The 25094-nt window shown below is 71.4% G+C and carries 23 protein-coding genes and 1 pseudogene; 14 read left to right on the top strand and 10 right to left on the bottom strand.

What is annotated here, in order from left to right:
• The first annotated feature begins 111 nt into the window (after positions 1-111).
• The 3 genes and pseudogenes from P3T27_RS16580 to P3T27_RS16570 all read left to right on the top strand — a co-directional run.
• The gene (locus P3T27_RS16580; protein WP_280679049.1) at positions 112-678 is read left to right on the top strand and encodes a hypothetical protein; all 567 of its coding nucleotides are present in this window, start codon (positions 112-114) and stop codon (positions 676-678) included.
• A gap of 37 nt (positions 679-715) precedes the next feature.
• Positions 716-2056 carry a GH1 family beta-glucosidase gene (locus P3T27_RS16575; RefSeq protein ID WP_280679047.1) on the top strand — a complete coding sequence of 447 codons (1341 nt, stop codon included), beginning with the start codon at positions 716-718 and terminating at the stop codon, positions 2054-2056.
• 148 nt (positions 2057-2204) lie between these two features.
• Positions 2205-2516: pseudogene (locus P3T27_RS16570) on the top strand (PLP-dependent transferase); the annotation flags it as partial.
• Positions 2517-2647: 131 nt separating this feature from the next.
• On the opposite strand, the gene P3T27_RS16565 reads toward P3T27_RS16570, so the two are convergent.
• Positions 2648-4414, bottom strand: a complete 1767-nt coding sequence (locus P3T27_RS16565) for a SpoIIE family protein phosphatase (RefSeq protein WP_280679045.1) — start codon at positions 4412-4414, stop codon at positions 2648-2650.
• A 182-nt stretch (positions 4415-4596) separates the two neighbouring features.
• Here P3T27_RS16565 and P3T27_RS16560 point away from each other — a divergent pair, with 182 nt between their 5' ends.
• Positions 4597-5448, top strand: a complete 852-nt coding sequence (locus tag P3T27_RS16560; protein ID WP_280679043.1) for an SDR family oxidoreductase — start codon at positions 4597-4599, stop codon at positions 5446-5448.
• Positions 5449-5716: 268 nt separating this feature from the next.
• Positions 5717-6925: an ROK family transcriptional regulator gene (locus P3T27_RS16555; RefSeq protein WP_280679041.1), complete on the top strand. Its 1209-nt coding sequence runs from the start codon at positions 5717-5719 to the stop codon at positions 6923-6925.
• A gap of 57 nt (positions 6926-6982) precedes the next feature.
• Here P3T27_RS16555 and P3T27_RS16550 read toward each other — a convergent pair whose 3' ends face one another.
• Positions 6983-7387, bottom strand: coding sequence for a nuclear transport factor 2 family protein (locus P3T27_RS16550; protein WP_280679039.1), 405 nt, complete (start codon positions 7385-7387; stop codon positions 6983-6985).
• A 390-nt stretch (positions 7388-7777) separates the two neighbouring features.
• On the opposite strand from P3T27_RS16550, the gene P3T27_RS16545 reads away from it, so the two are divergent.
• Both P3T27_RS16545 and P3T27_RS16540 read left to right on the top strand, forming a co-directional pair.
• Entirely contained in the window at positions 7778-8317 is a 540-nt protein-coding gene (locus P3T27_RS16545) for a hypothetical protein (protein WP_280679037.1), read from the top strand.
• A 436-nt stretch (positions 8318-8753) separates the two neighbouring features.
• Positions 8754-9050, top strand: a complete 297-nt coding sequence (locus tag P3T27_RS16540) for a recombinase family protein (RefSeq protein WP_280679035.1) — start codon at positions 8754-8756, stop codon at positions 9048-9050.
• Positions 9051-9708: 658 nt separating this feature from the next.
• Here P3T27_RS16540 and P3T27_RS16535 read toward each other — a convergent pair.
• Positions 9709-10068 (bottom strand): hypothetical protein, encoded by a 360-nt coding sequence (locus P3T27_RS16535; RefSeq protein ID WP_280679034.1) that lies wholly within the window; start codon positions 10066-10068, stop codon positions 9709-9711.
• Positions 10069-10790: 722 nt separating this feature from the next.
• Here P3T27_RS16535 and P3T27_RS16530 point away from each other — a divergent pair.
• The 5 genes from P3T27_RS16530 (at position 10791) to P3T27_RS16510 (ending at position 13842) form a co-directional block, all read left to right on the top strand.
• Positions 10791-11537 (top strand): terpene synthase family protein, encoded by a 747-nt coding sequence (locus tag P3T27_RS16530; RefSeq protein ID WP_280679032.1) that lies wholly within the window; start codon positions 10791-10793, stop codon positions 11535-11537.
• Positions 11530-11784: a hypothetical protein gene (locus P3T27_RS16525; protein ID WP_280679030.1), complete on the top strand. Its 255-nt coding sequence runs from the start codon at positions 11530-11532 to the stop codon at positions 11782-11784. The genes P3T27_RS16530 and P3T27_RS16525 overlap by 8 nt, the downstream gene beginning before the upstream one ends.
• Positions 11781-12551: a hypothetical protein gene (locus P3T27_RS16520; protein WP_280679028.1), complete on the top strand. Its 771-nt coding sequence runs from the start codon at positions 11781-11783 to the stop codon at positions 12549-12551. The genes P3T27_RS16525 and P3T27_RS16520 overlap by 4 nt, the downstream gene beginning before the upstream one ends.
• Positions 12552-12559: 8 nt before the next feature.
• A complete protein-coding gene (locus P3T27_RS16515) occupies positions 12560-12796 on the top strand; it encodes a hypothetical protein (RefSeq protein ID WP_348534105.1) in 237 nt (78 codons plus the stop codon).
• 203 nt (positions 12797-12999) lie between these two features.
• Complete coding sequence (locus tag P3T27_RS16510; RefSeq protein WP_280679026.1) at positions 13000-13842, top strand: methyltransferase domain-containing protein; 843 nt, start codon at positions 13000-13002, stop codon at positions 13840-13842.
• 138 nt (positions 13843-13980) lie between these two features.
• Here P3T27_RS16510 and P3T27_RS16505 read toward each other — a convergent pair whose 3' ends face one another.
• From P3T27_RS16505 to speB, 6 genes are all read right to left on the bottom strand, one after another.
• On the bottom strand, positions 13981-14142 hold the full coding sequence (locus P3T27_RS16505; RefSeq protein ID WP_280679024.1) for a hypothetical protein: 162 nt from the start codon (positions 14140-14142) through the stop codon (positions 13981-13983).
• 92 nt (positions 14143-14234) lie between these two features.
• Complete coding sequence (locus P3T27_RS16500) at positions 14235-15239, bottom strand: pyridoxal-phosphate dependent enzyme (protein ID WP_280679022.1); 1005 nt, start codon at positions 15237-15239, stop codon at positions 14235-14237.
• 430 nt (positions 15240-15669) lie between these two features.
• Positions 15670-17106: a gamma-aminobutyraldehyde dehydrogenase gene (locus tag P3T27_RS16495; protein WP_280679020.1), complete on the bottom strand. Its 1437-nt coding sequence runs from the start codon at positions 17104-17106 to the stop codon at positions 15670-15672.
• Positions 17107-17164: 58 nt separating this feature from the next.
• Positions 17165-17569, bottom strand: coding sequence for a nuclear transport factor 2 family protein (locus P3T27_RS16490; RefSeq protein ID WP_280679018.1), 405 nt, complete (start codon positions 17567-17569; stop codon positions 17165-17167).
• 34 nt (positions 17570-17603) lie between these two features.
• On the bottom strand, positions 17604-19118 hold the full coding sequence (locus P3T27_RS16485; RefSeq protein WP_280679015.1) for a cytosine permease: 1515 nt from the start codon (positions 19116-19118) through the stop codon (positions 17604-17606).
• A gap of 35 nt (positions 19119-19153) precedes the next feature.
• A complete protein-coding gene (gene speB, locus P3T27_RS16480) occupies positions 19154-20101 on the bottom strand; it encodes an agmatinase (RefSeq protein WP_280679013.1) in 948 nt (315 codons plus the stop codon).
• A 186-nt stretch (positions 20102-20287) separates the two neighbouring features.
• Between speB and P3T27_RS16475 the strand changes: the two genes are divergently transcribed.
• Positions 20288-21769 carry a PucR family transcriptional regulator gene (locus P3T27_RS16475; protein WP_280679011.1) on the top strand — a complete coding sequence of 494 codons (1482 nt, stop codon included), beginning with the start codon at positions 20288-20290 and terminating at the stop codon, positions 21767-21769.
• 126 nt (positions 21770-21895) lie between these two features.
• Here the strand turns inward: P3T27_RS16475 and P3T27_RS16470 are convergent, their stop codons facing one another.
• A complete protein-coding gene (locus P3T27_RS16470; protein WP_280679009.1) occupies positions 21896-22723 on the bottom strand; it encodes an alpha/beta hydrolase in 828 nt (275 codons plus the stop codon).
• A gap of 753 nt (positions 22724-23476) precedes the next feature.
• On the opposite strand from P3T27_RS16470, the gene P3T27_RS16465 reads away from it, so the two are divergent.
• Entirely contained in the window at positions 23477-25030 is a 1554-nt protein-coding gene (locus tag P3T27_RS16465) for a hypothetical protein (protein WP_280679007.1), read from the top strand.
• The last annotated feature ends 64 nt before the right edge of the window (positions 25031-25094 follow it).

Here is a 25094-nt window from a genome sequence, read left to right as displayed (position 1 = left end):
GACGACCGTTCACGGAAGCCGCGGCTGCCCGGACGAGCAGTGCGGACTCCCGGCTCGCTCAGTTCGACCGCAGCGCGGGGGCGCTGCTACGGGGACGGTCGCCGACTGCTTGTGGCGCCGGACGACCTGCAGTGGGCCGACGCCGCCGCCCTGCTGCTGTTCGGGCGCCTGGCCCGGCGTGCCCGGCACGAGCCGCTGCTGCTCATCGGCACCTACCGGGACGTCGAACTGCCCGACGGCCACCCGCTGCCGGATGCCGAGGTGGTGGTGCTCGGCGGTCTGGACGTGACGGACGTCGGAACGCTGCTGGCCCGGTACGGGCCGCCGGCGGCGGCCGAGACCGCCGCCCTGGTGCACCGCCGGACCGGCGGCAACCCGTTCTTCGTCCAGCAGGTCGCCCGGCTGCTCGCGGCGCGGGAGAGCAGGCCACCCACCCCGAGGGCCGGGGAGGCTGGGTCTGACGGGCAACCAGTCAGGGGACTCGCCAGGGACCACACGTTGCAACACGGCCGTCCCGGAGGCATCTTCCGGCGAGCGGACAGCGCGGGCTGTCTACCGGCTGACGTGCAGCGATGGCTATCGCCGGGCGACTGGGGGTCAAGTGGGTTCGGGGTCATTGGGTGTGCGACCTCCGGGTGGCGGTGGGCCTCCTCTGGTGTTTCGGCGCGGCGTCAGTAACATGAGTCCTCCTCATGTTCTCCGTCGGGAGGCTGCCATGCCGAACCGTTTCGACCTGCCGGCGGGGTTCCGCTGGGGTGCCGCCACCGCCGCCTACCAGATCGAGGGGGCGGTGGCCGAGGACGGCCGCGGCCCGTCCGTCTGGGACGTCTTCGCCGCCCGCCCCGGCGCCGTCCGGGACGGGCACACGGGGGCGGTGGCCTGCGACCACTACCACCGCTACCCCGAGGACATCGCCCTGATGAAGGGTCTCGGGCTGGACGGCTACCGGTTCTCGATCGCCTGGCCCCGGGTGCTGCCCACCGGCGCGGGCGCGGTCAATCCCGCCGGTCTCGCCTTCTATGACCGGCTGGTGGACGCCCTGTTGGAGGCGGGCATCACCCCGCTGCCCACCCTCTTCCACTGGGATCTCCCGCAGGCGCTGGAGGATGACGGCGGCTGGCTCAATCGCGACACCGCGTACCGCTTCGCCGAGTACGCGTCGGTGGCGGCGGACCGCCTCGGCGACCGCGTCCCGGCCTGGATCACCCTCAACGAGCCCTTCGTCCACACCGTCTTCGGCTACGCCCTGGGCACCCACGCCCCCGGCCGCACCCTGATGTTCGAGGCGCTCCCGACCGCTCACCACCAGCTCCTTGCCCACGGCCTGGCAGCCTCGATCCTCCACGAGCGCGGCCTGGAGGTGATGCTCTCCAACAACCTCACCCCCGTCGAGCCGGCCTCCCCGGACCCCGCAGACGTGGCCGCCGCCGAGGCCTACGACACCCTCCACAACCGCCTGTTCACCGACCCCGTCCTCCTCGGCCGCTACCCCGACCTCTCCGCCCTCGGCGTCCCCGACGACATCTTCGGTGCCGTCCACCCGGGTGACGTGGACCTCATCCACACCCCCGGCCTCGACGGCCTCGGCCTCAACTTCTACAACCCCACCCGCGTCGCCGCCCCCACCGAGCCGGGCCTGCCCTTCGACCTGGTCGACATCCCCGACGTCCCCCACACCGCCTTCGGCTGGCCCGTCGTTCCCGACGCCCTCCGCCAACTCCTCCTCGACTTGAAGGAGTTGTACGGTGCCGCCCTCCCGCCCATCACCATCACCGAGAACGGCTGCTCCGTCACCGAGTCCACCACCCCCGACCAGCCCCGCATCGACTTCCTGGCCGCCCACCTCGACGCCCTCGCCCAGGCCGTCGCCGAGGGCGTCGATGTCCGTGGCTACTACGCGTGGTCGCTGGTGGACAACCTGGAGTGGGCGGAGGGGTTCAGTCAGCGCTTCGGTCTGGTCCACGTTGACTTCGAGACGCAGCGCCGCACGCCGAAGGCCTCGTATGCCTGGTACCGAGACCTGATCGCTGTCCATCGGGAGCGGTTCACGAAGTAGGCGGGCGATCGAATCTCGTAACTCCCTTGCCAGCTGCCCGGCTTGCGGAAAGTTGGTGACTCGCAGTTAAGGCCTCACTGTAGTGACAGCCTGTTCGACGGGCTGAGGCACTCTCGCAGGCTTTCGGGGGCCGGACGGAACGTTCTGCTGCAACCGCTACGGCAACCCGACCGTACGCTCGCTGGAGACCGCGGTGGCCGACCTCGAAGGCGGCGCGGACGCCATCGCCACCGCCTCGGGCATGGGCGCGATCAACACCGTCCTGCTCGCCCTGCTGCGCTCCGGCGACCAGGTGATCGCCCAACAGAGCCTGTACGGCGGCACCTTCGCCATGCTCGCCGACAACACCTTCGCGACGCCGCTGCTCTGCCGGCCCGTCGAGTACGGCGCGGACGTCGTCATCCACGAGCCGGTGACGGGCGCCGACCGGGTGACCGGAGCCGCGAGCGCAACACGGTGAGGGCACCGTCGGCGTCCCCGCCGGCCGCGACTTCACCGAATTCGCGATTGCGGCACCGAACGGATCCATCGCAACGATCACGTCCACCCGCCGCCCTCACCCTCAGTGGTGTCCGGATCCGAGGTACGGGGTCAGCGGGGTTTGGGGCGGGCGGCGAGGAGGGCGATGTCGTCGTCGGTGGTGGTGCCGTGGGTGGTGGGGCCGGGTGGGGCGAGGGCGTGGAGGACGGCGTCGAGGAGGTCGTCGAGGTCGCCGGTGGCGGGGAGGCGGAGGGCGGCGAGGCGGGCGAGGGAGGCGTCGATGTCCTCGTCGCGGCGTTCGACCAGGCCGTCGGTGTAGAGCAGGAGGGTCTGGTCGGGGGTGAGTGGGTGGGTGGTCTGCTCGTAGCCGCCGAGGCCGGTGCCGAGGGGTGGGCCGGTGGGCACCTGCAGGAGTTCGGTGGCGTGGTCGGGGGTGATGAGGGCGGGCGGCAGGTGGCCCGCGCTGGAGAGCGTCCAGCGGCCGCGGCCGGGGTCGGCGAGGACCAGCAGACACGTCGCGGGCCGGGCGGTGTCGTTGGCGGAGATGACGTTGTCGAGTTGGCGCAGGATCCGGTGGGGCGGCAGGTCCATGCCGGCGACGTCGCGCAGGGTCGAGCGGTAGTGGCTCATGTCGACGGCGGCCTCGACGCCGTGTCCCATGACGTCGCCCATCGCGAGCAGGGTGCGGCCGAACGGTAGCCGGACCGTCTCGTACCAGTCGCCGCCGACCACCGAGCTGGTGCCGGAGGGCAGGTAGCGGGAGGCGAGGAGGAGGTTCTGGTGCGGGTTGCCGGGTTCGGTGAGCAGGGCCCGCTGGAGTTCCAGGGCGATGCCCTGGGAGCGGGTGTAGCGGCGGGCGTGGTCGATGGCGGCGGCGGCGCGGGCGGCGAGGGCGCCGAGGAGCGCGGCCTCGTCCGGGGTGAACGCGGGGGTGGCGGCGCTGCGGCCGAGGGTGAGCAGGCCGACGAGCCGGTCGTGGGTGGCGAGCGGTAGGACGAGGAGGGAGGTGATCCCGACCGGGCTCGCGTCCTCGGGGCCGGGTTCGGTGAGGACCGCACCGCCACCGGCGAGGCTGCGGGCGGCGGCCGAGCCCTCCCCGTGGCGGACGGACTCGCCGGGCCGGATCGACTCGCCGAGGGCGGCGCGCAGGGCGGGGACGGCGTCGACGGCCGCGCGCTGCAGGCGCAGGGGCGCGCCGTGTCCGGGCCGGGCCGGGTCGGCGTCGGGTGGCAGGACGTCGATGGTGGCGAGGTCGGCGAAGCCGGGCACGGTGAAGGCGGTGAGCTCGGCGCAGGTGGTGGAGAGGTCGAGGGTGGTACCGATCCGCTCGGCGGCGGCGTCGAGCAGGGCGAGCCGGGCGCGGGCCTGTTCGAGCTCGTGGAGCCGGCCGCGGGCCGGGGCCGGGTCGTCGAGGACGACGACGATCACGCCGGTGGTCCGCCCGGCGTGTTCGAGCGGTCGGTAGCGCACCCGCAGGCCGGGTGGGACGGGGGAGCCGGGGCCCTCGGGCCCGCCGGTGGCGTGTTCGCGGTCGTGTCCGTCGGCGAGGACGCGGCGCAGGGTGGGTGCGGCGCCGGCGAAGGGGGTGGCCTCGGCGGGGCGGCCGAGCAGGTCGGCGCGGCGCAGCCCGGTGGCGGCGGCGAAGGCGGTGTTCAGGTACTGCCAGCGCAACTGGTCGTCGAGCAGGGCGACGCCGACCGGGGCGGTGGCGAGCAGGTCGCGGAGCAGGTCCGGGCTGTTGCCGTCGCGGTCGGTGTCGCTCTTGTCCTCGGGCAGCGAGCCGAGGCTCGCGGCGTGGGCAGCCGCCGCCGCGAGGGGTCGGGGCGCCGGTGTCGCGGGCGGGGCGTCTTCTGCGCGGTTGCCGTGCCGGAACTGCATAGGCCCATGATCACGCGCCCGGGCGCGGCACGCCCACAAGTGGGTGAAACCTTGACCGGCCGGAGGCCGTGTTGTAGTCGTGGCCGGAGCCATTTGCGTGTGCGTGCACATAAATGTATGGTGCGTGCACACGCACACATCAAGCCCCGGGGACGCCCCGGAGAGCCCGAGGAGAGACCACCATGGACACCGCCGCCACCCCGATCGTCCTCATCACCGGCACCTCCTCCGGGATCGGTCTGGCCGCCGCCGTCGCCGCCGCCCGCGCCGGGTACGGCGTCGTCGCCACCATGCGCGACACCGGACGGGCCGGGGCTCTGCACCGCGCCGCCACCGAGGCGGGCGTCGACGGGCGGATCGAGGTCGAGCAACTGGACGTCACCGACCCGGAGTCCGTCGCCGCCTGCCTGGACACCGTCCTCGCCCGGCACGGCCGGCTCGACGCCGTGGTCAACAACGCGGGCGCCGGATTCGTGGGCACCATCGAGCAGGACGGGATGGCGCCGGTGCGGGCCGCCATGGAGGTGAACTACTTCGGCGTGGTCGAGGTCACCCGGGCCGCGCTGCCGCACCTGCGGGCCACCGGCGGCCGGGTGATCACCGTGACCAGCGTCGGCGGCGTGGTCGGACAGCCCTTCAACGAGGCGTACTGTGCGGCCAAGTTCGCCGTCGAGGGCTTCATGGAGTCGCTGGCCCCGGTCGCCGCCACCGTCGGCGTGCACGTCACCGTCGTCGAACCGGGCGCCGTCGCCAGCGAGTTCGTCGGCAACCAGGCCCTCGACCTGCCCGCGCTGACCGCTGCGGCCGGACCGTACGCCCCCGCCCTGGAGGCCTACATCGACCGGACGCTGAAGGCCTTCGGCCAGGCCCAGACCCCGGAGGCGGCGGCGGAGCCGATCGTCGCGGCGCTCACCGCCGAGCGGCCGCCGCTGCGGGTGCAGACCTCCGAAACGGCTCGGGCCTTCGCCGGTACCAAGCTGGCCGACCTGGACGGCTCGGCGGTGCGGGGGATGACGGGCGCCTGGGTGGTCTGACGGGCGATGGGGTCGAGTGGCGGGCTGGCGGGCTTGGCCGGGTGGCGGGATTCGGTGGGTCGGTGGGTCGGTGGGTCGGCCAGGCACGGCCTTGGGTAGCGCGGGTTCGGCAGTCGGGGCGGGAACGGAATGATCACCGGTCATACTTGGGCGGCGGCGCCCGACACCGGACGCCGCGGGCCGTGCCAGGCCCGCCCTGCCCTGCCTTGCCTGCGTCACGCCCTGCCCGCCCGCTTCGCCAGCCGTCCCGCCCACACCGGAGGAACCGATGAGCCGCCACCTGTCGACCCACCGCCCGGCGGCCGGGGCCCCGGCAGTGCCGTGGAACCGGCAGCGGCTGCGCAGCAACAACGAGTGGCTGCTGCTCGAACTGCTGCGCACCGGTGGCGGCTCCTCGCGGGCCCAACTCGCCCGGGACACCGGTCTGTCCAAGCCCACCGTCTCCGCCGCCCTGGCCGCGCTGGAGCAGGCCGGGCTGGTCCGCGAGGCCGGCCGGTTCGCCCCCGAGCGCGGCCGCACCGCCGTGCTGTACGAGGTCGACCCGACGGCCGGGCACGTGCTCGGGGTGGACATCGGTCGGGCCCGGTTGCGGGTCGCCGTCGCGGACCTCGCCGGGACGGTCGTCGCCCGCCGGGACGTGGCCAACCGGGGCCGCTCGGCGAACGCCGTCGCCGACGCCGTGGTCGCCGCCGCCCATGAGGCCATCGCCGAGGCGGGCCTGGCCGCCGCCGACATCGGGCACGCGGTGATCGGCACCCCGGGCGTGTGGGACGAGGAGCGGCGCGGCGTCCGCTACGCCACCAGCCTGCCCGGCTGGGGCCGGCCCGGCCTGTTCGACCGGATCGGGGAGGGCCTGGGGACGGCCGTCACCGTCGCCAACGACGCCAACCTGGCCGCGCTCGGCGAGTACACCCTCGGCGCCGGCCGGGGCAGCCGGATGTTCGCCTACCTGCTCGTCGGTACCGGCCTGGGCGTGGGCGTGGTCAAGGACGGCGAACTGCTGCTCGGTGCACACGGCGCGCTGGGCGAGATCGGCCTGGTCCCGCTGCCCGCCCGCCCCGGCGAGCCCGTGGCGACCATCGAGCGCGAGGCCGCCGCGGACGCCGTGGTGCGCACCGCCCAGGACCTCGGGATGGGCGGCGCGCCCACGGCGAAGCAGGTGTTCGAGCGGGCCCGGGCCGGTGATCCGGCGGCCGTCCGGGCGGTCGACCACGAGGCCGGACAACTCGCCTACGCCGTCGCCGTGTTGTCCGCTGTACTGGACCCGGACCTGGTGGTCCTCGGCGGCGGCATCGGCAGCAGCGCGGACCTGCTCCTGGAACCGCTGGAGCAGGCCCTGCACCGGATCACCCCGATGCGCCCGACGCTCGCGCCGAGCCTGCTGGGGGAGGAGGCGGTGCTCCTCGGTGCGGTCGCCACGGCCCTGGAGACCGCGCGCCCCGAGGTCTTCGAGCGCCGGACGGCGGGACTGCCGTAGGGCTCCCGGCAGAACGACCCGCTTGTGCCTTGGAACGGCGGCTCCCGGCGGGTGCGATCAGGTTCCGGCGATGCTCCGGCCCGGCATGGGCTCCGCGAGCGCGGCCCGCCGGGCGGGTGCGCCGAAGGAGTCGGCGAAGTACTGCGTCTCGTGGACCACGTGCTGGTCGGCGAACTCCATGATGCTCACCGAGTACGAGGGCACACCGTCGTAGGTGATGATGCATTCGCTCACCCATAGATGTGCCTGTCCGGTGATCCGTTGCACGCTGAAGTGCCGGTCGGCCGGATGTCCGCCGCGTTGCGCCGCAATCGTCGCGCGGCCCCGGAACCGCTCACCTGACTGCGGGTAGTCCAGGATCGCGTCCGGGGCGTAGATGGCGTGCTCGGCTTCGGTGTCCCCGCGTTCCGAGGCCCGCCAATGCTCCTCGATCGCCGTCCTGGTCCGGGAGTCAGCGTCCATGGCGCCGCCCTTCCGTAGTGGGTGACAGCCCGGGCACTCCGGTCCACGGCCGGCCCGGTGGCCGGAATGCACCCGGCGTGCGCCGGCGTGGGCTGAGGTCGACCGCGCGCTGCCGATGTAACCAACGGTAGCCGGATGGCTCCTTCCACGTGACAGTTTGCACGCGGATCGCCCGGACGCCCCGCAGCTGCGGGTTGCCGCGCTCCGGTGTTGTCCCCCTGTCGGGACGGCCGGTGGTTGGGCGCAGCGTGACGGCCGCCCGGCGAATGGCGACGCTCGGTAGTCAGAAGATCTCGATCCGCCAACGAGCGGGCGATGCTTGTGCGGATCGCGTGTCGGCTCTGCTTGAATCACGCACCTCACCCAAACGGAACGGAGCGTTCTTCACCCATGCCTTCACGGATACGCGGGCACCGGCGTGCCGGCCTGGCCGGATTCGCCGGACTCGTCCTCACCGTCGGTCTGGCGCTGACCGGTTGCGACCCGTCGGCCGCCGACGGCGGCGCCAAGGCGTCGCCCTCGGCGGCCGCCACGGCCACCGCCCAGGTGACCCCGCCGGCGGCACCGCCCGCCGCGCCGGCGAGCTCGCCGGCCGCGCCCCCGGTCAGCACGCCGCCGGCCGCACCCGGCTCCGCGCCGAGCACGCCGGCCGCCCCGGCGCCGGCCGCACCCAGCAGCCACGCGCAGTCGCCCGCCCCCAAGACGCCGCAGCCGAAGATCACCACCGCCCAGCCGCCGACCGACCCGGAGCCGCAGCAGACCGCGGCAGCCGGCGGCGGTGCGGAGTGCGAGATCCGCTCGAACGCGGGGAACTGCTACGCGGCCGGGCAGTTCTGCCGCAACGCCGACCTCGGCAGGAGCACCCATGATGCCAACGGGCGGATGATCTACTGCCGGATGGTGAGCGGCAAGCCGCACTGGCAGGCCTGAGCGGGCGGGCAGCGGACCTGGGCGGGTGCGGGGGCCGGGGGTCCGGCCCCCGCACCCGTCGGGCTGCGGCCGAGGGCCCGGGCAGCCGGGTGGTCCGGGGCGGCCAGGTGACGGGTGGTCCGGGCCGGGACGGTCAGTTCGGTCGGTCGAGGGTGTCCCAGAACAGGTGCTCGTGCGCCTGGAGCAGCAGACCGTACTCGCGGGCCGCGGCCAGGGGCGGTCCGTCCAGCGGGTCCGGCCCGAGGGCGTCGGCGGCTTGCTGTTCGAGAGCGGTGGCGGGCTGGGCGAAGAAGTCGAAGAACGCGCAGGCCTGGTCGGGGAGGCCGTAGTGGCCACGTTGGGCCTGGGCGATGGTGGCGCAGTAGCCGCCCCAGAGCGCGTAGTCAGGTGTCCACCTCTGGATGCGGATGCGCTCCGCTGATCGGAGTGTGGAGCCATGGCGAGCGAGGTGAAGTACCTGGATCTTCTCCTTCGGAAGTCCCAGGTGGTTCGGGGAACCGCCGCGCGCGACATCTTGTCCCTGAAGTCCCAGGAGAGTCAGGGGCGGGCTTGGGGCAAGCGGAACGGTTACACGATCCGCCGCGTCTTCCGCGAGAACCTGTCCGCCTACAAGGCCGGGGTCAAGCGTCCGGAGTTCGACGAGGCGGTGCAGGCCAAGGCGGTTGATCGGGACGCGGGAAAGTGGCTCGGCACACCGCCGGATGGGCTGAAGGTCACGAAGAAGGCAAGCTGAAGGGCAGCAAGCGCTGGCCCATGATCGAGCGAATCTACGACGAGGCGGCGCAGGGGAAATCACAGCGGAAGATCACGCTGGGACTGACAGCTGACGGATGGACGGGCGCACGTGGGGCCCCGTGCGAGTCAGCACCGTCGGCAAGATCCTCAGGAGCCCGGTCTACCTCGGATGGCGGATCGTGAGCGTGAGGGGAAGGCCGCAGATCTACGGGCTGCCGCGTAGTGGACGACCTGCACCGGCGCCTGATCAGGATCGGGCTGGATGCCCTCGCCGAGGATTACGGCTACGCCCTCGCGGGCGGTTACGCCGTCCAGGCGCACCGCATCGTGGACCGGCTGAGCGACGATGTCGACCTGTTCGCGCCGATAGACCGGGCGGCGAAGGAGATGCCGGCCGCTGTCGCGCGGGCTGCCGCGGCGTACGAGGCCGCCGGGTACACGGTCGAGATCGCGCAGCAGGTGCCCACCGACGCTCGCATGAACGTCACCGACCCGGCCACGGGATTCCAGAGCAAGGTCGAGCTGTCGAGGCAGCGTCAATCCGCTCGCACACGAGGGCTACTGGCAGTCGTCGTCCGCACCTGCCTTCGCAGCCTGTGCGGTGACCAGGCGTGTCTGGGCACTCGGTGGATGCGTGTGGACGTGCCTCGCTCCGGTCAGCCGGTCGCTCCGACGGTCTTCTTCTTCTGGAAGGGGGCGGTCTCCTGTCCGAGTACGTCGTCGATCCTGTACGCGGTACTGGAGACGTGCTCGCCAAGGGCTACCAGGTGGAACTCGTTGTTCTTGAAGAAGTGGAAGAGCGTGACGGTTGCCTTCCCGGCCACCCCGGCGCTGGAGTGGCGGACGTTCACCTTCTCGCCGTCGACCACGTGGTTCCCGCTGTCCTTGCCCTTTCCGTCGTACGCGTCATTGAGCGCCTGGCCCAGCGCGGTGTGGCGCCCGATATCGATGTACAGCTTCAGGTCGGTCTGAGCATCCGTCTGCTTGGCGTACTTCTTCAAGGCGGTTGTCGGCATGCCGACTCCTCAGGAACTTGGTGCGATCCACAGATCCGCACGCGGCTGAACTCCTGTCGAACCCCGTTGCCCGACAGGAGCATTGGGAGGTTCTTATGATTCCCTGGACCCGCCCGGGTTGGTAGGGCACGGCGGTCGGGTGACCGGATACCGGCCACCCGCCTCCTCGCCACAACCTCCCTGTACTGGCGGGGAATACGGCCGTCAGTGCCCGGGTAGGCCGGGACGGCCCGGGCTTCTGGCCCTGTTGGTGCCGCGCAGAACGGCCGAGAGCAGCCTGGGGTTCACCCATAGCAGTGAGCTGCAAGCGCATCCCCTGCTTCTCCAGCCCCGACCTCACCTACGACGGCAAGACGCTCGGCGCAGGCGAACCCCGTCCGCGAACCTCGCCCGCCTCTTCAACACCACCATGGCCATCGTCGCCGGGCTACCGCTGACGACCCTTGCGCAGCCCGACCGCGCCAGCAGCGCCTGCCCGGCGGCTGGGGCAGGCTGCTCCTGCGTCAGTCAGGTCAGAGCGGAGATCGCCGAAGCGAGCGGAGCGACCGCCGTTGGCCGCCTCTGGCCGACGATCAAGCTCATGCCCTGGCCGGATGATTCAGCGGCAGCGGCACAGTTCCCATAGAGCCGAGGGCTATGGCCTGCCGAAGCCGCCCTCGGCTGATTCATGTGGATCGTCGGATGCACTCTCCGGGCCGGAGGCAATCTGGCATGATCATGCGGTGACTGATGCCTCGTCAGGCCCGCTGTCCACCGCGGCCGCGACGCTACTGCCGTGGGCGCGGCAGGCTGGCCTGGTAGCCGATGCCCGCGAGGAGCGGCGTCTTGCCGCGATGCGACTGGAGGTCCTGGCTGCCAGCGCCCTGCCGCGGGGTGACGCGCAGGACGTGGCGCTGGCGGCCCAGTGGGCGGCGTTCATCTGCTGGCTGGACGACCAGATCGGCCGGCGGGACCTGGGATCGGTACCCGGTGAGTTGGAGCGGTTCACCGCACCTCTGCGCCACGTGCTCGCACGCGACGGAGAGGGGGCCACCGCAGCGAACGGGCACGCGGTGGTGCTGGCATGGCTGTGGGAGCGCACGGCCGCTGGCATGCCGGCTCGCTGGCGGGAGCGCCTCGCGGCGGACTACACCGACTTCCTGAGCACCTGTGAGGAGGGGGTGGCCGTGCGCCGGGCCGGGGTAAGGCTTCCACTGGCGGACCACAACCGGCTGCGACGCCGCACGATCACCCTGCTCCCCATGCTGGACATTCTGGAACGCACCGGCCATGCCGACCTGGTGGAGGATCCCCGGGTGGACAGCCGGCTGTGGGACCTACGCTGGGCGGTGGCCGATGTCGCCGACTGGGCGAACGACCTGGCCTCGCAGTCCGACGACGCGGCCGCCGGCCAGGACAACCTTGTGACGCTCGTCGCCCGCCGGGATGGAATCTCAACAGCCTTGGCCGCGCGTTGCTGCGATGCTTGACGAGCGCCGTGCGAACTTCGCGGCCACGGCGGCGACCCTGCGCGCGACACCCGACCTGGCCGAGCACGAGGTCGTGGGGCTCCGCCGCTACGTGGACCTGGTGGAGACGTTCATGACCGCCACCCTGCACTGGCTGGCCGTCACCGGGCGCTTCACCCCCGAGCCCGCACCACCTGGCAGTGCCGCAGCCCTGACCGCCAGCTCCGCGCGCGACCCGCGATCGACGATAGAGAACGGAACGCCATGAGGCCCGTCCCGATATCCGCGCGCCTGCCCTGCTGGCCCCGTACAGCATTTCCCACGACCCTCGCGCCTGCCACCGCCCGCCTTCGCGCTCATCTCCTGGCCCGGGTCGAGCCGGACGGGACGGTCCGCGACCCTTGCCGCAGCCGGGTCCTGGAGTCCGCGTTGCTGCTGGCCCTGCTGGACCGCACCCGTCTGGAGCCGTCCGCCCGTCTTCGCCTGGCCCACTACCTCGGCGCGCACCGTGACTCCCCGAGACCGCTGGACCGTCTGCTGGCCAGGGCCGCCCTTCACGAACGACCGGCCGAGGCCGATTTACCGGACGTCGACCAGTTCCTCGCCCAGGCCCCGGACTTCACCGCCCCCCGCAGACGCGCCCTCCTGCACGCGATCCTCCTGCTGCTCGGCGCGATCCCTACCGCCGAACTCCCCCCGCCCGAAGCGTTCTCCCAGCGCGGTCTGCACTCATGGGCGCGGGTCCAGGTCACCGCGGTCAAGGCCGTCCTCGCCCACGCCCACGGACGACCGAACCTGATCGACGACCAGGACCTCGACCTGCTGCGCTCCACCCAGCACCCCGGGGAGGTGTGGGAGGGAAACCTCCTCATCCACCTCTGCGTCCTGCACGCCCTGGCCCCGCTGCCCGATCACGATCAGCTGACCGTCGAGGGGATTCGCACCGCTCTCCGCCACCAACGCGCCGACAGCGGAGTGCCGTTCATCTGCGACGAGGACACCTGGCTCACCGCCAACGCGGCGTCGCCCCGCTGATCGCCCCGATGGTCGACCTGTCCGTCGTCGGCCTCCTGGTCGTTCTCCATCACCTCGCCGCCACCGGCACCGACCCCGCCCAACTCCGTCCGGCCACCCGCCTGATGCACCTGTGCGGCCTGCTCACCCTTGCTCTCAACACCTCCGAGCCTGTCCTCGCCGGGCACTACGGACGCGCCCTCTTCGACACCGTCGCCCCCGCCGAGCCGGAGGGGACCAGGGAGTTGAGTAGTCACCAGGGGTGAGGGAGCCCCCGGTGTGCCACCCGTGATTCGGCTCTCGTCCGCAACCGAGAACGGCCCTGCCTGCGCAACGGGGGCCCCGCGGCCACGCCGGGGCGGTGGTGAGGTGGAACGGCTCTCATCAGGGCTTGGACGGGTACCCGCCGACATCTCATACCGGACGGCGGGCTTCCAACCGAGCATTCACCTACTCGAAGGGAACTGCTTTGGAAGGCGACCACAGGAGAGAGTTCCACGCGTCGAGTGAAGCGGTCGGGAGCTTCTACGACCACATGGGGGTGCTCTTCGCCTCGATCTTCGGAGAGAACATCCATGTCGGTATCTGGGACACTGGCGACGGGTCGTCGATGTTCGCAGCCCAGACCCGCCTGACCGATCGCCTGACCGACCTTCTGCGGCTCCAGAGCGGCCAGTACCTGCTCGATGTGGGCTGCGGGACGGGTCGTCCCGCAATGAGACTCGCCGAACGCGCGCAAGCCCGGGCGCTCGGAGTGAGCATCAGCTCCTCGCAGGTGCAGAGCGCCATCGCGAAGTCCCGCGACGCCGGCCTGTCGGCGCAGTTGGAGTTCATCCATGTCGACGCCATGAACCTGCCGTGCGAATCCGAGACGTTCGACGCCGCGTGGGCCGTGGAGATGCTGTTCCACGTGCCCGACCGCCTCCAGGTCCTGCGGGAGATCCACCGCACGCTCAAACCGGGGGGCCGGGTTGTCCTCGCAGAATTCGTCGAACGAGAGCAGCTGACGGGCGAGGAACGGGACCTCCTCACAAAGGGATTCGCGTTCTCGTCCCTCCTGCACCCCGGGAACCACGGCGACGCGCTCTCCCAGTCCGGACTCGAAGTGATCCAGGCCCACGACGTCACCGAGCAGACCAGGCCGAGCATGAGCTGGCTCCAATCCCGATACAGCGCGGACAGGGAGCGCCTGGCCGACCACTATGGGCCGGACTTCGCAGCCCAGATGGACCAGCTCCTACCAGCCGGACTGTCCATCTACACGGAAAAACTCGGCTACGTGATCGCCGAAGCCCGCCGCCCCACCCGTTGAGTCCGAAGCCACCCACCCGACCGGCTGTGACGGCCTGAGCAAGACACACCGACCCGGCAGGCTGCGCCGGCCACAGGGGTCCGGCTGCCGAGGCCGACGCGCCCTGGCTATCGGCCGCGTCCGCCCTCCGTCCCGCATTCACGCGGCCGTCTCCGTCCTGGCGCGGGTGAACAGCCCTGGTTCCACCTCGACCAGCACCCCGTCCACCACCGGGCGTTTGAGCTTGGAACGCATGGCCTCGGTGAACCTCGCCTCCGCCCCCAGCCACAGCCCGTCGCACACGTCCCGAACTGCACCCATCGGCGATCCCCCGTTCGCAGTTGGCGTGCATCCGGGAAGCGCCGGATCGGCCGGGGCCCCGTACTCGCGGGCTTTGGCCGGTCCGGTGCCCTCTATCTGGGGCCGAAGGTGTTGAGGAAGAGCACCGGCTCGTCGCCGAAGCGCCCGGAGGCGTCGAGGTCGAGGAGCGCCGCGAGGGCCTTGGCGGTGTAGGTGTGTTCGAGTGCCAGCCCCGCGTCGGAGGCGGCGCGGTTGAGTGCCGCGTTGGCTTCGGCGGTGGGGTGGGCATAGCCGGGACCGAGCCAGCCGCGGTCGAGGCGGATGTCGTCCGAGCTGAGGCCGACTGGTGGCAGGGCGGCGCCTCGACTGCGGAGCAGCGCCTCGGACTTGCGGGCCAGCGCGTTGAGCGCTGTGCTGTCCAGGCGCAGGGTGTCGTTGACGACGATCCCGAGGACACGGGTGCGCAGGCCGGCCAACCGCAGCCCCAGGGCCAGGCCGGCGGCGGTGCCTCCCGAGCCGACCGCGGTCACGACCCAACCGGGCTCGGGCAACAGCCCGTTCGACACCTGCGCGGCCAGCTCCAGTGCGGTCTCGACGTACCCGAGCGTGCCGAGCGGCGAGGATCCGCCGGCCGGGAGGAAGTACGGGAAGGTGGGATGTCGCATCGAGGAATGGCGTGCGAAGAGCCAGGGGGCGGCGAGGATCAGGCGGGTCTTGGTGTGCAGGAAGTGCAAGGTGGCGCCGGATGCGCGAAGGCGCCGGAGTTGGGCCCGGGTGTGATCGTCGACCGGGTGGTCGATCAGGGCGAGGGCGACGGTGAGGCCCTGCTCGGGGGCGTAGAGTGCCGCTGCCAGGCCCCAGTTGGTGCCGAGACCGCCGACGGTGAGGAGTGTCCGGGCGCCGCGCCGGTGGGCTTCGGGTAGCAGCCATTCCAGCTTGCGGACTTTGTTTCCGCCCCATCCGCCGTGCCCGTAGCCGCTCTCGTCCTTCAGCCAGAGCGGAGACCGGCAGCCGAGCTCGGCCAGAGGCCGCACCGGCGTCGGCGCGTCGCCCAGCGGGAGGTGCGGCAGCGACTGGGCCAGTTCGGGCCAACGCTGGTGCAGCAGCGGACGCGTCATACGACCGACGATACGGGAGCAGCGGCCCGCCGAGGAGGGTGATCGAGTCGGCCACGCCACGCTCGTCGGCAGTGTTGACCAACTGCGGGGTGAACGCGGCGATGACGCTTATCAGCCCGGTGATGTCGAGGTCGAACCGACTCGGGCTCACCTGCTCTCGAAGGCCAACTCCGCCCGGCTCGCAAGGAAGCGGCGGAAGGCGGAAGGTTGCGACAACTGTCTGCCTATGATGGAAAGTTGACGGACATGACCACTTGTTCGGCGGTCCCGCCGGCCTACGGAGGCGCGACCACCCCTGCGACCACCGGCCCGGGTCACGCGCAGAAGGGCCGTTCCCGCAGCTTCTGTGGAAACGGCCTCTGGCCTGCGAGAGACTTGCTGTCGGGCGACAGGATTTGAACCCGCGACGCTGTGATGCCCAAGTTAGAAGTTAGATGGCGGTCATGACGTGCTTGATCCGGGTGTAGTCCTCGAAGCCGTACGAGGAGAGGTCTTTGCCGTAGCCGGACTTCTTGAAGCCGCCGTGCGGCATCTCGGCGGCCAGCTGCATGTGGGTGTTGATCCAGACGCAGCCGAAGTCCAGGTGACGGGACATCCGCATGGCGCGGGCGTGGTCCTTCGTCCAGACGGAGGAGGCCAGCGCGTAGTCGACGCCGTTGGCGTACGCGACGACCTGGTCCTCGCCGGTGAACTTCTGCACGGTGATGACCGGGCCGAAGACCTCGTTCTGGATGATCTCGTCGTCCTGCTGCAGGCCGGAGACCACGGTCGGGGCGTAGAAGTAGCCGACCTCGCCGACCCGGTGACCGCCCGCCTCCACCTTGGCGTGGGCGGGCAGCCGCTCGATGAAGCCGGAGACCTGGGCGAGCTGGTTGGCGTTGTTCAGCGGGCCGTAGAGCACGTCCTCGTCGTCGATGCCGCCGGTCTTGGTCTCGGCCGCGGCCTTGGCCAGCGCCTCGACGAAGGCGTCGTGGATCGACTCGTGCACCAGCACGCGGGTGGCGGCGGTGCAGTCCTGGCCGGCGTTGAAGAAGCCGGCCACCGAGATGCCCTCGACGGCCTCGGCGATGTCGGCGTCCTCGAAGACCACGACCGGGGCCTTGCCGCCGAGCTCCAGGTGGACGCGCTTGACGTCCTTGGCGGCGGACTCGGCGACCTGGATGCCGGCCCGGACCGAGCCGGTGATCGAGGCCATCGCGGGCGTGTGGTGCTCGACCATCAGCCGACCGGTCTCACGGTCGCCGCAGATGACGTTGAAGATGCCGGCCGGCAGCTCCAGCTCGGCGATCGCGGCGCCGACGATCTCGGCCAGCAGCACGGTGGAGGCCGGGGTGGTGTCGGAGGGCTTGAGGACCACGGCGTTGCCGGCGGCGATGGCCGGGGCGAACTTCCAGACCGCCATCATCATCGGGTAGTTCCACGGCGCGACCTGGGCGCAGACGCCGACCGGCTCGCGGCGGATGATCGAGGTCATTCCGTCCATGTACTCACCAGCGGCCTTGCCCTCAAGCAGCCGGGCGGCACCCGCGAAGAACCGGATCTGGTCGACCATCGGGCCGATCTCCTCGGACTTGGTCAGGCCGCGCGGCTTGCCGGTGTTGCGACACTCGGCATCCACCAGTTCGTCGGCCCGAGCCTCGACCGCGTCAGCGATCTTCAGCAGCAGCTTCTGCCGGGTCGACGGCGTGGCGTCCCGCCAGGTCTCGAAGGCGCCGGCGGCCGAGGCCATCGCCGCGTCCACGTCGGCCGCGCCCGACAGCGGGGAGGTCGCGTACGCCTGGCCGGTGGTGGGGTCGACGATCTGCAGGGTGCGGCCGTCCGCCGCATCGACGAACTCACCGTTGACGTAGTTGCGAAACGTGCTCATCTGTCATTCCTCGTCGTTCACTGATGCCGGTGTGTCTGTGCCGTGTGCGGCCGTGTGGTCAGTCATCGGCGGCTGCGGACAGGTGCTCGTGCACGGCGAGCCAGTGGTCGGTGCCCCGGCGGCTGAAGACGATCGTCTCGCGCTCGCGGAGGGTCTCCTCGCCCGCCCGTGTGGCGACCTGTGTCTCGACGTGGTGGCTGAAGACGGCGGTGTCGCCGAGGACCTGGACCAGGGGCTGGGTGGAGCTGCAGCCGAGTATCCGTAGGCCGTCCTCCGCTTCCCAGCTCTGCCACAGTCGGCGGTACTCCTCGACGGACGTGAGGCGCTGTGGGGTGGTGTGGAAGAGGAAGGTCGCGTCCGCGGCGAAGGCGGCGAAGTAGTCGTCGAGGCGACCGTCGGCGAAGGCGGCGACCAGGGCGGCCGCGGCGGCCCGCACCTCTGCGGCGGGTCCGGTGTTGTTCATCGTGAACTCCAGGGAGCGGATCGTGCGGTGGTGGTCATTCGGCGGTGACCGGGGCCAGCGGAGTGTCCTTGGCGGGGACCAGGCGGGGGCCGGCCGGGCCGAAGACGGCGCGGGGCTCGGGGAAGACGATGAGCAGCGCGGTGTACAGCACGGCGGCGACGGCGAGGGTGGCGATCAGGCTCAGGTCGATGCCGCCGGCGATGTTTCGCCAGGGGCCGGCGATCAGTGGGGTGTTGGCCATCAGGAGGCCCACGGTGGTGGCGGGGATCCAGGCGGCCATGCCGCGCCAGTTCACGCCGTTGGTGAACCAGTAGGCGCCGCCCTTCTGGCCGCGGTTGAAAACCTGGATGTCGTCGGTGAGGTAGAAGCCGCGGCGGACGAAGTATCCGATCATCATGACGGCCATCCAGGGTGAGGTGCACAGCACGATCAGGGTCGCGAAGGCGTTGATGCTGGCGACCATGTCGAGGACGAAGTTCCCGATGAAGATGAAGGCGACCGACAGGGTGCCGATCAGCGCGGTGGCCTGGACCCGGCTCAGGCGCGGGAAGATCGAGGAGAAGTCCAGCCCCGTGCCGTAGAGCGCGGTGGTGCCGGTGGACAGGCCGCCGATCAGGGCGATCGCGATGAGCGGTACGGCGTACCAGAGTGGGGAGACGGCGGCCAGGCCGGCCACGTAGTTGTTCGGGTCGGCGACCAGGGTGGCGGTGGCGACGCCGAAGAGGAAGGGCAGCAGGCTGGCGACCTGGGCGAGGAAGGGGGCGGCCATCAGCCGGGAGGGGCTGTAGCGGTCGGGGATGTAGCGGGACCAGTCTCCGAGGAAGGCCCCGAAGGAGACGGGGTTGGCCAGCGCGGTGAGCGCGGCGAGAACCCAGGTGGGCCAGAAGCTGCCCAGGGCGTAATGGCCGCTACCCGCGAAGGAGGCGTGGAAGGAGCCGCCGAAAGCGACGACGCCCAGCAGCATGATCGCGCTGCCGGCGACGACCGCGATCTTGTTGATCAGGAGCATGAACTGGTAGCCGTAGATGCACACGATCAGGACGGCGATGGCGATCACGCCGTACGCCGTGGCGCGCAGTGCGTCCCCGCCGTCGATGCCGAACAGCCTGCCGGCAGCGCCCACGATCGCATCGCCGCTGACCCACACGGAGATGGAGAAGAACGCGATCGCGGTGAGCAGCGACAGGAACGATCCCACGCAGCGGCCGACCACACCGAAATGCGCCCCGGAGGACACCGCGTTGTTGGTCCGGTTGCGGGGGCCGAACAACGCCATCGGCATCAGGATCAGCGCGCCGGCGACCACACCTACGACGACAGCCGAGGCCGAGGCCCAGAAACCGAGGCCGTAGGCGATGGGCAGGGTGCCCAGGATGATCGTCGCGAAGGTGTTGGTCCCGCCGAAGACCAGCCGGAACAGGTCCAGCGGCCGGGAGGTCTGCTCCTCGGGCGGGATGGGGGCGACGCCGTGCGGCTCCACCTCGGTGACCTTGGCCCGAGTGGTCTCGGCGGTGGTCCCGGTCTTGGCGGGGGCTGAGGTTTGAGACATGGGGGACTCCGGGTGGCGCGGTGTGGGGGGCGGGGTCAGGGTCTCTTGGTGAGGGCGAGCAGGCTGATCAGGTCGTAGGCGACGTGCGAGGCGGCCACCGAGGTGATCTCTGCGTGGTCGTAGGCGGGGGCGACCTCGACCACGTCGGCGCCGACCAGGTTGGCGCCGGCCAGGCCGCGCAGGATCTCCAGCAGCTCGCGGCTGGTCAGGCCGCCGGCCTCGGGGGTACCGGTGCCGGGCGCGTGCGCCGGGTCCAGCACGTCGATGTCGACGGATACGTAGAGCGGGCGGTCGCCGATCCGTTGCCGCAGCGCGTCCGCCACCTCGCTCACGCCTCTGCGCAGGACGTCGCCGGCGGTGACGATGCCGAAGCCGAGCCGGCGGTCCTCCTCCAGGTCCTTCTTTCCGTACAGGGGGCCGCGGGTGCCGACGTGGCTGAGCGCCTCGGTGTCGAGGATCCCCTCCTCCACCGCGCGGCGGAACGGCGTGCCGTGGGTGTACTCGGCGCCGAAGTAGGTGTCCCAGGTGTCCAGGTGGGCGTCGAAGTGCAGGACCGCGATCGGGCCGTGCCGCTTGGACAGGGCGCGCAGCAGCGGCAGTGCGATGGTGTGGTCGCCGCCGATGGTGACCGGCCTCGCGCCGCCGGCGATGAGTTCGCCCGCGGCGTGCTCGATCGTTTCGACGGCCTCGTTGATGTCGAAGGGGTTGCAGGCGATGTCCCCGGCGTCGGCCACCTGCATCTGCGCGAACGGTGAGACGTCCAGGCCCGGGTGGTACGGCCGCAGCAGCCGGCTGGCCTCGCGGACCGCCGCCGGGCCGAACCTGGCACCCGGCCGGTAGGACACCCCGCTGTCGAACGGCACGCCCACCACCGCGACGTCGCACCGCCCTACCTCGTCCAGACGTGGCAGCCGTGCGAACGTGGCCGGGCCTGCGAACCGCGGGATCCGGGAGGAGTCGACGGGGCCTCGGGGTTCGGTCATGGGGGGTGGTTCCTCTCTGAGCGGCACAGCCCTCTCGCAAGCGGCTCATCAGCGTTTCAGGCCTGCGGGGCGGTGAGATTGCCGGCTGCCGCTCGGGGGGGATGCGGCAGCCGGACTTCGCCCAGTCTGGGGTGCTGTCCACCGCGACAGCAATTGGTTCATTCCCGAAGATGTACCGTGCTTCTTGTGGACAGGAACAAACTGACTGTGGAGGACCTGCTGTCGTTCCCGGCCCTCCAGCTCCGGCTCCTGGCCGGCGAGGGCGGGCTTGGACGGGCGGTGTCGTGGGCGCACGTGAGCGAGCTGGACGATCCCACGCCCTGGCTCCTGGGCGCGGAGATGATCATGACGACCGGACTCGCGATCCCCCGCGCGGCCGCCCGCCAGCGGGCCTACCTGGAGCGGCTCGACGACGCCGGAGTCGCGGCGCTGGCGCTCTCCGCGCAGCTGCACGTACCACCGCTGCACAAGGCGTTCTTCGCGGCGGCGGAGGAGCGGGGCATGCCCGTGCTGCAGGTCCCGCTGGCCGTGCCGTTCATCGCGGTCGCCCAGGAGGTCGCGGCTGCCGTGCAGGAGGACGCCCGGCAGCGGCTCGGCGCCCAGCTCCAGGTCTTCGGCGCCCTGCGCTGGCTGGCCTCCGAGAACCTCGACACAGCCACCCTCTTCCAGCGACTGGAACGACTGTCCGGGTACGACGTGTACCTGTGCACTCCGCAGGGGCGCCCGCTGCTGCCAGGGGTTCCCGCGCCCGACCCCGCCGTGATCCCGGCCTCGACGGACGCCCCACCCACCATCCCGGGCGGGTTCGCCCTGCCGGTGCTCGCGCCCGGCGGCCCCGCCGGATTCCTGATCGCGTTCGCACGCGAGGGCGCCCGCCCGGCCGGGCTCGCCGTCGTCCAGCACATCGCCACCGTGGCCGCGCTCCAACTCGCCATGGTCCGCACCGAACGCGAGACTCTGCGCCGTGAAGGCGCGGAGATCCTCGCCGAGCTACTGCAGGACGTCCTCGACCCGGCGACGGCACGCCGCCGGCTCCTGCGGCACTCCATCGAAGGGGAGACGGCCCTGCTGGTGGTACGCGGCGTCAGCGAGGACGCCCTGCTGCGCAGTCTGGACGGGCAGCCGCACCTGCTGCTCGGCCGCGGGGAGGACCGGTACGTGCTCGGCTCGCCGGAGCTCGGCCAGGCGGTCGCGGCCATGCCCGGCGTCGCGGCCGGCATGAGCCGTCCTTTCCCTCCGGGCGAGCCCTTGCGGGTCGCCCAGCGCGAAGCCCTCTGGGCGGCCTCCAACGCCGCCGAGTCGGGCCGGCCACTGGTCAGGTACGGCGACGACACTGCGGGCCGCTGGCTCCCCGATGACCCCGTGGTGCTGACAGCGCTCGTCGAGCACGTGCTCGGCGCCGCCCTTCGGTACGACACCGCCCACAACTCACAGATGCTGCCCTCGGTCCGCACCTGGATGGAACGGGACCGGCGCACCGACGACGCGGCAGCCGCCCTCCACATCCACCCCAACACCCTCGCCTACAGGTTGCGCAGGTTCGCCGAGATCACCGGACGCGACCTGTCCTCCACCGGGGCGTTCGCCGAGGTCTGGCTCGCGATCCGGGCCGCGGCACAGCTCGGCCTGATGAACGGGCAGGACACACGGTCCGTCTCGGACAGGTGAGGTGGACCGCCTTCGGAACCCAGCATCTCGTCGGCGGTCCACGGTCCCGGCCTGGGGTGGAATTTCACCGGAGGTCGATGACCGTGTCTCGGTGGGCGGGCCCTTTGATCACCGGGGGCGGCGGGATCAGCTCTGGAGGAAGTCCAGGAGGTCCTGGTTGAACTTCTCCTTCTCGCCGGGGACGACGGCGATGCCGTGGGAGGCGCCCTCGTAGACCTTGAGGACGGCGTTCGGGATGATCTTCGCGGCCTTACGGCCGGTTGCGTCGATCGGCACGATCTGGTCGGCGTCGCCGTGCACGATCAGGGTCGGGATGTCGAACTTCTTCAGGTCGTCGGTGAATTCCGTCTCCGCGAATGCCGTCACGCAGTCCACGCCCGCCTTGAGGCTCTGCTGCATGGCCAGGAGCCAGTACGCGTCGAGGTTGCCCTGGGTGACCTGGCTGCCCTCGCGGTTGGCGCCGAAGAACGCCGGCGCGAAGTCCTTCCAGAACTGCGAGCGTTCCTTGAGCATGCCGCCCTTGATGGTCTCGAACACCTCGGCCGGCACGCCCTCGGGGTTGCTGGCGGTCTTGAGCATCAGGGGCGGGATCGCCGAGAGCAGGAGCGCCTTGCTGATCCGGCTGGTGCCGTGGCGGCCGATGTAGCGGGCGAGCTCGCCGCCGCCCATGGAGTGGGCGACCAGGGTGACGTCGCGCAGGTCGAGCTTGGTGATCAGGTCGTTCAGGTCGTCGGCGAAGGTGTCGAAGTCGTAGCCGTCCCAGGGCTGGCTGGAGCGGCCGTGGCCCCGGCGGTCGTGGGCGATGCCGCGGAAGCCGTGGTCGGCGACCAGCTTCATCTGGTCCTCCCAGGCGTCCGCGTTCAGCGGCCAGCCGTGGATGAAGACGACCGGGCGTCCGCTGCCCCAGTCCTTGTAGTAGATCTCGACGCCGTCACGCGTGGTCAGGGTTGGCATGGCGCTTCTTCCGTGTCGGGTGCACTGGACGGCCGGGAGCCCGCCCCCGCCTGGCGCACGGGGGCTTCGCTGCTGATGGACGGCACAGGACCGGGGCAACGCCGGAAGGCGGGCGAAGTGTCCGGCGTTCCCCAGAGCAATCTTGCGAGCCCATCCGTGATCCGCAACGCGAACCACCGAGCGACTCCAAGCGCCACCCGGTTGGTCTCTCCAGCTGCCCGGTAGTGCAGGCGGAGAGCGCAAGCTCGGCAACGGACCGCGCAGGGCCGGGGGCAGGCTCGCAGTACATGCCGGCGAGCAAGGCACACGGCAACGGCGGGGAGCCCAGATCGCATGACTGAGCGTCAGGCCGACGTGGCGCCCGTCGGCTTCCAGGGCGGTCAAGGCAGCAGCATGCCTGCGTACCTTCATCCTGGCCGTCTCCACCGCGGCCCTCCGCCCTGCCTCGCACGCGCGAAGGCCGGCCGAATTCACGACCCGTGCAGCAGGTGCTCCTGGCCGTCGGCCCGGAGGCGACCGCAACGCCGAGGTGCCGACTGCTGCCATCGACTCGCGCGTCGCGTTGCGGTGGCGCTCGCGCCGGGATGCCCGGCGGGCGGTGACGTGTGCACGCACGATGCTGCGGCGTGTTTGCGCCTTGAGCATTACTTGAGCTGCCGTTAGTCCTTGTTGACCATTTGTCAGTAGCATGCCGCCGCAGGTCCGATCCTGCCCTGCCTTCCCCGACCCTCACGCTGAAGGTGGCCATACAACTTGTCCATACGCACCCTCGCGCTGCCCGCGCTCGCCGCATCCGTCGTGCTCACGCTCAGCGCCTGCGACCCGACGACGCCGGCAACCCAGCCAGCGAATCCCACCGCTGCGGCCGCCCTGGCCGCGCCCACCCCGACCGCCACGAGCCTGCCGGGCACGCCGGCTCCCACAGGAAGCCCGACGGTGACCTTGGTCGCCCCGGCCACCGCGGGTGTGCCGGGTGCGCCGGCTCCCACGGGGAGTCCGAAGGTGACGCTGGTCACCCCGCCCCCCGGGAGCCCGAAGACCGGCCCGACCGCCTCCGGCGCGCCGAAGGCTGCCCCTGCCAGCCCGTCCTCGACCAGCCCGTCCCCGTCGGGTCAGCCCGTCGTGGCCGCCGCCCCGGACCTCAAGCTGGCCGCCTACGACCAGCAGACCGGCAAAGCCGTCCTCGCCGCCGCCGACACCGCCGCCGGCACCCCCAGCCCGGCAGCCACGGCCGCGGCCACCGCCGCCGTCCGCACCGGTCAGGTGATCGACAGCCCGCCGTCGGCCGTCGCGCCGCGCGGCGCGCTGCTGGCGATCACCGATGTCCAGCCCGCCGCGGACGGGAAGGTGGCGGTCAGCACCCGCCCGGCCACCATCTCCGAACTGCTCGGCCAGACCTGGGCCAAGATCAAGAGCGCGCTCGACCCGCACAACATCCAGATCACGCCACAGGTCAAGGACCTCAAGGCCTCCTACGTCCCGAACCCCCGCGGCGGCAGCGGCGGCGCCTCGGCCGCGCTCGAACTGGACGTGAAGAACAGCGTCACCCTGCCAGGCGGTGCCTCGGCCGTGCTCTCCGGCTCGCTCGAACTCGACCCGAGCGTCGACTTCACCTACCAGGGCGGCATTCTCAGCCCCCAGCAGGCCAGGGTCGGCTTCGACCTCGGCGCGCACGCCAACTGGCACCTCACCGCCGGCGTCACCGCTTCCACCGGCCCGGTGAAGATTCCGATCGCCAAGCTCACCGCCATGCCCGTGATCATGGTCGGCCAGGTGCCCGTCGTGATTGTCCTCGACCTCAGCGTCTACGCCGAGGTTTCCGCCGACGGCACCGTCACCGTCGACACCACCCAGTCCTACGACGGAAATTGGGGCGTCCACGCCGACTACACCAAGGCCGGCGGCTGGACCCCCGCCACCGACCCCGGCACCACCACCGTCTCCCCGGTCAAGGCCACGTTCTCCGGCCAGGCCAGCGTCCGCGCCAGCCTGGTCGCCGACGGCTCGGTCGCCCTCTACGACACCCTGGGCGTGAAGGCGACCATCGAGCCGTACCTGCGCGCCGCGGTGGAGGGCTCCGTCAGCGTGGACAGCAGCGGCGCCAAGCCGACCGTCGACGGCAAGGTCGGCCTCTACGGAGGCTTGGACGTGAACGGCGCCGTGATGGCCCGCATCGCCATCCTCGGCACCCCGCTCCTCGAGAAGGACCTACCCTTCCCGATCTACAACCACGAGTGGCCAATCGTCACCCGCGAGATCGGAAACACGCCCACGAGCGCCCAGCCGAGCAGCTCACCGAAGAACTGACCACGATGCAGCCCGGGGCCCGGCGACAACGCGGGGCCCCGGGCCGCACAACTCCGCCATAAGG

The organism is Kitasatospora sp. MAA19 (assembly GCF_029894125.1).
Lineage (GTDB): Bacteria > Actinomycetota > Actinomycetes > Streptomycetales > Streptomycetaceae > Kitasatospora.
Note: the sequence above shows the minus strand (reverse complement) of the source record. Positions and strands in the feature narration are given on the sequence as shown.